Annotated in this window: 6 protein-coding genes; 5 read left to right on the forward strand and 1 reads right to left on the reverse strand. The window is 42.7% G+C overall.

Translation table 11 applies throughout. The features are described from left to right. Positions 1–107: 107 nt before the first annotated feature. The 3 genes from B2575_RS10010 to B2575_RS10020 all read left to right on the forward strand — a co-directional run bounded on the left by B2575_RS10010 (position 108) and on the right by B2575_RS10020 (position 4,408). Positions 108–1,529, forward strand: a complete 1,422-nt coding sequence (locus B2575_RS10010; protein WP_296241763.1) for a glutamate synthase subunit beta — start codon at positions 108–110, stop codon at positions 1,527–1,529. Positions 1,530–1,691: 162 nt separating this feature from the next. Beyond that, a complete protein-coding gene (locus tag B2575_RS10015) occupies positions 1,692–2,927 on the forward strand; it encodes an FUSC family protein (protein WP_296241765.1) in 1,236 nt (411 codons plus the stop codon). A gap of 245 nt (positions 2,928–3,172) precedes the next feature. After that, positions 3,173–4,408 carry an FUSC family protein gene (locus B2575_RS10020; RefSeq protein ID WP_296241767.1) on the forward strand — a complete coding sequence of 412 codons (1,236 nt, stop codon included), beginning with the start codon at positions 3,173–3,175 and terminating at the stop codon, positions 4,406–4,408. A 215-nt stretch (positions 4,409–4,623) separates the two neighbouring features. On the opposite strand, the gene B2575_RS10025 is transcribed toward B2575_RS10020, so the two are convergent. Beyond that, entirely contained in the window at positions 4,624–5,745 is a 1,122-nt protein-coding gene (locus tag B2575_RS10025) for an ABC transporter substrate-binding protein (protein WP_296241768.1), read from the reverse strand. 404 nt (positions 5,746–6,149) lie between these two features. On the opposite strand from B2575_RS10025, the gene B2575_RS10030 reads away from it, so the two are divergent. Both B2575_RS10030 and B2575_RS10035 read left to right on the forward strand, forming a co-directional pair. Beyond that, on the forward strand, positions 6,150–6,413 hold the full coding sequence (locus tag B2575_RS10030; RefSeq protein WP_238034000.1) for a hypothetical protein: 264 nt from the start codon (positions 6,150–6,152) through the stop codon (positions 6,411–6,413). Between the two features lie 137 nt (positions 6,414–6,550). Then, complete coding sequence (locus tag B2575_RS10035; RefSeq protein ID WP_296241771.1) at positions 6,551–6,871, forward strand: hypothetical protein; 321 nt, start codon at positions 6,551–6,553, stop codon at positions 6,869–6,871. Positions 6,872–6,953 lie beyond the last annotated feature (82 nt).

Here is a 6,953-nt window from a genome sequence, read left to right on the forward strand (position 1 = left end):
TCACGATATAAACCTCTTAATTTTTCGATAAATGAGACATCGTTGACTGTCACCGCCCACTTTAAAAAAGCTTGATATAAAAAGCCTCATATTAAAGAGACAATACCATGGCAAAACGCTTAGAAAATAGTTTTCAGTTTTTAGATGTACCACGGCTTGAGCCGACCAAAAAAGACATCGCCACGCGCTCAACGGAATTTGTTGAAATTTATAAACCGTTTGAGAGTGAAGCCGTTGCGCAGCAGTCGCACCGCTGTCTGGAGTGTGGTAACCCTTATTGTGAATGGAAATGCCCTGTACATAACTACATTCCTAACTGGCTCAAATTGGCCACCGAAGGGCAGATATTTCAAGCGGCTGAATTGTGTCACCGCACCAATACGTTGCCTGAGGTCTGCGGTCGCGTCTGTCCACAAGATCGCTTATGTGAAGGCGCTTGTACCTTAAATGATGGCTTTGGCGCTGTGACCATTGGTAATGTCGAAAAGTACATCAACGATACCGCCTTTGCACTTGGCTGGCGTCCGGATATGTCTGATGTGGTTTGGACAGATAAAAAAGTCGCGATCATCGGTGCAGGGCCAGCAGGTTTGGGCTGTGCGGATATACTCGTTAGAAACGGCGTAAAACCAGTTGTGTTTGATAAGCGTCCTGAAATTGGTGGTTTACTGACTTTTGGTATTCCAGAGTTTAAAATGGAAAAGGACGTTATGCGTAACCGCCGTGTCATCTTTGAAGGCATGGGCATGGAATTTCGTCTTGAGACAGAAATCGGTACTGATATTAGTATTGATGAACTGTTAAGCGAGTACGATGCGGTATTTATGGGCATGGGTACTTACACTTATATGCGTGGCGGCTTTGCTGGTGAAGAACTAGAAGGCGTTCATGATGCGCTAGATTACCTAATTGCCAACGTCAATCGCTGTAACGATTGGGAAAAAAATCCTGAAGAATATATCGACTTTAAGGGTAAAAGAGTGGTGGTGCTAGGTGGTGGCGATACTGCGATGGATTGTAACCGTACCAGTATTCGCCAAGGCGCTGAGCAAGTAGTCTGTGCCTATCGCCGTGACGAAGAGAACATGCCAGGTTCGCGCCGCGAAGTGGTCAATGCTCGAGAGGAAGGCGTTGAGTTTCTATTCAATCGTCAACCGACAGAAATCATTGGCTTGAATGGTAAAGTGAAGGGCGTGAAAGTCGTCACGACTCACTTGGGTGCGCCAGACAATCGTGGTCGTCAACGTCCTGAGCCGATTCCTAATTCAGAAGAAATTATCCCATGTGATGCCGTAATTATGGCTTTTGGCTTCCGTCCTAGCCCTGCTGACTGGTTTGAGTCTCAGCAAGTGGCAATGGACAGCTCTGGTCGCGTGCTGGCAGCGGAAAAGCAAACCTTTAAATTCCAAACCAAAAACCCCAAGATATTTGCTGGTGGTGATATGGTACGCGGTTCTGATTTGGTCGTGACCGCGATTTGGGAAGGTCGTGAAGCCGCTGAAGGTATTTTGGACTTCTTAGAGGTATAATGGGTTTGGTTTACATCCAATTATTGAACACTCTATTTCGATCTCAAACGTCTTTTGCCTTTTAACAGGTAAGAGACGTTTTTTTTGATATCAGCAGTACATGATGGTTCGATATTACTTTTCATTGACTATATATTCTTCAATTAATAAGAGTACCTGTGCGTGAAACCAAAAATTTGGCAACGATTTACTGCACCATTCATTGAACCTTATGCGCGCTATCAGCACGCTGATATCTTGCACGCCATACGTATCGGTGCAGCCATTGTACTTGCGCTGTTAGCCAATCAAATAAGCCGTTTTCCACATGGGGAATGGACGACGATCACCGTCTTTATTATTTTGGGATTGCTACAGTATCAAGGCGCTATTTATACCAAAGCCAAAGAGCGAGTACTAGGCACGGTTTTGGGTATTGTCGTGGCATTTGTAATCTTATGGTTCAATAAAGGGACGGGTGCTTGGTTAGGGATAGAATACCTGCTTATTGGTATAATTAGTGGGATTATTGGTTATTTTTCGGTCAGGCGGCTAGGGTATACTGGGTTACTCACTGGCATTACTATGCTGATGATCGTCTCTAATTTGAATCAAGTTAATATGGCGCAAGATGGTGTCTATCGTGCACTCAATATCTTAATCGGTACAGGTATTGCGGTCATGGTGACAGTGATCTTACCTCTAAAGTCGACGTTGATGTGGCGATTTTTATTGGCAAATAATTTAGAAGCCTGTAGTACGCTTTATGCTGGTGTCGGACATCATATCGATGCTGAAATAGTGGCTCCCAAGTCGATTGTCTATAATAGGGCAAAAAGCTCAGCTAGCTTGTTTTATCCTCAAAGTAGCGCTACTGCAGATATGCCTGTTAATAAAGCGTTGATAAAATCGCTGCAGCAAATAAACAAGCGACTACTTGCAGTACGTCCACATATCGCTGCAACAGCAAGCGAGTCCGGTATTCATAAAGAGACGATAGAAACGATTCAGCGTACCCATCGCAATATCATCGGTACCATCGATTTGTTACTCAGTGCAGCACCGCGTTTGGCGAATATCGATATCGACGATGATAATCATACGCTACTGATTCACTATCAACACGAGCTCACCCAAGCCATGCAGCATATCGCGGCAGTATTACGTAGTCCAGGCGATCAGACTTTTCGACCTATTACGCGTATTGCGCTATCAGAATATCCTAGCGTACAGTATGCAACGTTTGAGTGGCAAGGATATTTTTGGTTGACGCAAACGTTACAAGCACAACTGCAACAGTTAAGTGATCTGCTACAAACGACCAAACCGCAGTGGTATGCCGCTTCTGGTCTGCGCTATCAAAGGCGTGAGCAGCGTAGAATGAAAGAGCAGGGTGGCGAGTCCGATTTACACTTGTAAATATAGGAGGTGCTGGCAAGTATTTGTCAGCACCTTTCAGCGTTACCAATAGCCAAATGCGATGTTGTTAGGGTGTTTTTTTGTCGTTATGTGCTAGCATGTTTTGACCTTCAGCGTCTTTTATCTTTTAATAGGTAAAAGGCGTTATTTTTTGATCATGACTTTATCATGACTTTATCAATAGTTAAGCCAGTAGCTAGAATTTAACCGATTTTTTATTCCTTCACTTATAAGAGATATCCTGCGTGAAACCGACTTTTTGGCAACGATTTACCGCCCCGTTTGTAGAGCCTTATGCCCGTTATCAGCATGCAGATGTTTTGCATGCCATACGTTTGGGTCTGGCTGTACTTATTGCGCTCTTGTTAAATGAGTTTACGCACTTGCCGCATGGTGAGTGGACGACCATTACCGTGTTTGTGATTTTGGGTTTGTTACAATATCAAGGGGCGATTTATACCAAGGCTAAAGAGCGGATATTGGGTACTTTGCTTGGGGTAGTAGTTGGGCTTAGCTTCTTATGGCTGATTAAAGATATCGGTGGCTGGCTGTGGTTGTATTATGGGCTGATTGGCATTATCAGTGGCATCATCGGTTATGTGGCGGTCAAGCAATTGGGCTATATCGGTCTGCTGACAGGTATTACCATGCTGATGATTGTGTCGAGTCCTGACCACAGCAATATTGCCCAAGATGGCTTATATCGCGCGTTCAATATTTTGCTTGGTGCAGGAGTAGCGGTGGCCGCGACGTTAATTTTACCGCTTAAATCGACGTTGATGTGGCGGTTTTTGTTGGCCAGTAATCTTGAGACGTGCAGCAATTTGTATGCAGGGGTTGGCAATCATATTGATGCGGATGTCTTAGTGCCCAAGCCGTTTAAATATAGTAAGGCGACCAGTTCGGCCAGTATTATTTATCCATCGAACAGTTCTATACCAGATACACCCGTCAATAAATCCTTGGTGAAAGCATTACAAAAAATTAATAAGCGTTTGCTTGCCGTGCGTCCGCATATCGCAGCGACAGCTAGCGAATCGGGTATTGAAAAGGAAACACTAGAAACCATTCAGCGTACTCATCGTAATATCATTGGTACCATTGATTTGCTGTTAAGTGCCGCACCGCGTTTGGCTAATATTGAGATTGACGATGAAAATCATATTTTACTTATCCATTATCAGCACGAATTGACGCAAGCGATGCAGCATATGGCGGCGGTATTACGTAGTCCAAATGATGAAGTATTTCGTCCTATTACCCGTATCGCCGTATCAGAATATCCAAGCGTAGAAAACTTAGGCTTTGAATGGCAAGGCTATTTTTGGCTGACCCAAACCTTACAAGTACAGTTGCAGCGACTTAGTGATTTATTGCAAACGACTAAGCCGCAATGGTTTGCCGCCTCCGGTCTGCGCTATCAACGCCGCGAGCAGCGCCGTATCGAGCATAAAGGTAGTGAAACCGATTTGCACTTATAAAGATAGTGAATCCTATATAAATCAGATACGGTGTCAGGTTCACTTAGTCTGCTATTGGTAGTACTTTCGCTCGCCTTCCTTGTATCCAAATTATATTGAACCGACTATAAAAGCTAAATAACAGCAAATAAATAATAAATAAAAAACGCTGACTCTCCCAAGTCAGCGTTTTTTTTGCGGTAACAGTTATTAAAATAGCTATCAACAAACAATGATTAACGACCAGTTTTTAGCTTATCCCAATACTGCTGATAGACTTGCAATGCTTCATCGCCCACATCTTCTTGGAATTCCGCTTTTGCTAATACCTCTTTGCTCGGATAAATGGTTGGATTGTTTCTCACCTCTTCTGGCATCATCTCACGCGCAGCCATATTAGGCGAGGCATAACCAATCTCTTCGCTGACGATTTTAGAGTTCTCAGGACGCAGCAAGTAGTCAATAAACTTGTGGGCTGCATCGACTTGTTTGGCGTTTTTCGGAATCACAAAATTATCCATCCACAAGATAGCGCCTTCAGTTGGATATTTATAAACCAAGCTGGTCAAGCCTTCGTTATTGGCGATAATTGCCTCGCCATTCCAACTCATACCAACCGTGGTTTCGCCTTCCATATAAGGCATACGCGAGGCATCCGAGTTAAAGGTCTTCACATTTGGCATCAAGGTCGTGAGCTTCTCATAAGCGGCTTTGATTTCGTCAGGATTTTTACTATTACCTGAATGCCCAAGGGTCAATAGCGCCATGCCAAACACTTCGCGCATATCGTTCATCAGCATCACTTGCCCTTTATACTCAGGACGCCATAAATCGTTCCAGCTATTTACGGTTGCAGGATCGACCTTGTCACCATTAATGGCAAGACCGGTGCTGCCCCACATATAAGGAATTGAGTATTTGTTCTCTGGATCAACCTTGGTATTGGTAAAAGACGTATCAAGATTCTTAAAATTGCTCAATTTGGATTTATCGAGCTCTTGCAGCAAGCCTTCTTTGGCCATTTTTTCGACATAATATGTTGATGGGATGGCTAAGTCATATTGGCTAGAGTCATCGAGCAATTTAAGCTTGGCATACATGGCTTCATTAGAGTCGAAAGTGGTGTAATTGACCCGAATGCCTGTCTCTTCAGTAAAGCCGTCAAGGATTTCTTGCGGCATATACTCTGACCAGTTATACAGATTGAGCGTTTCAGCACTCGCCGCTGTACCATCAGCCGCCGTATTGTCTGACTTACTACAGCTGGCAAGTGCTAGCCCAACAGCCACGGCTAATAGTGCTTTTGGTAATATACGAGCGCTACGAGCAATGTTGTGGGGCGATAATAAATGAGTCAAAATATCTCTCCTAAATAAGAATGATGCAAATGAGTAAAAAGTTAAATGATAGATAATGGAAGCTAAGGGCTAAATACTAAGTGCTGAATATAAGGTATCGAGCCAGTTGTGAAACTATTATGGCTATGATTGTTAAGAATTTAAAGGGCAAGAAAGAAGTTCGTTCTTCATAATATTGTTAAAAGTGGCGCTGATGAATGGCTGAAGAATGTATAAAATTAAAAATATGAGATTTACTGCTGAATTTGAGTAAGATAATAAGCGTAAATAATCATGCTATGATGAGAGCTGCTTTACCCTTAAGCCATGAGTTTACAACGTGGTTTTTATAAGATGCAAAGAGTACCGATAAAATAAAAATAATCGAATGTTAATTAAATGGTTCGAATTAAAAGAGGCAAAAGATGAATAATCGTAAACGCGCTGGACTGATTACTGCTGTGCTTGGCATAATTGCCTTTATGACCATGTTTAACGCTGGCTCGCCGACACCTATCGTTAATTGGCCGGTTGAGACGTACATGGGTTTGGCATTTACGATTGGCTGGCTGAGTAATGTGCCTGTTTGGTTGGCCTATGTGCTGGCAGCGGTGGTACTTATTTTGATTGTTGTCGGATTTTATAAAATAGGTAGTTGGCTTTATGGATTGATTGCAGGGAAGAATTGAGTTTATTTATTTTAATCGACTTTTGTGTAACTGAATTATATAATCGTTGTTCATAGGGTGAATCAAAACGTTACGCGCTTTCAAAGCCATAATGCACAAACGCCTTGTCTATAACTTAATAATAGCGTACATATGTCATGAACGAACAAACAGATCAATTTGCTAAATCTAGAAGTATGGCGCGATTAGCAGGGATGGGTATAGCGTTGATATCAGCGGCTACCTTATTCTATATATTCACTGGCAATGCGCAATTGGTGCCACGAATATATGTGATATTACCTTTTATGTTTATGTTAGGAATAGGCTTAGCGTTATATCCTATCAGCAAAGCTGAAACGCTTCACCTGTATGGCACGACTCAAATACCGTTCAAGCATATGCCACTGGGAATGAAAGTTTGCTTTGGAATTGGAATTGTCTTGACGGTGATGTTACTAATACTTCAGATACTATAGTTTAGTCGAGACCATCCCAGATTCTGTGTAACTGCCATTTAGATTAAATGCTTACTGATACGGTCATCAAACATAATCATAA

The sequence above is a fragment of the Psychrobacter sp. UBA6739 genome, assembly GCF_002453835.1.
Classification (GTDB): domain Bacteria; phylum Pseudomonadota; class Gammaproteobacteria; order Pseudomonadales; family Moraxellaceae; genus Psychrobacter; species Psychrobacter immobilis_A.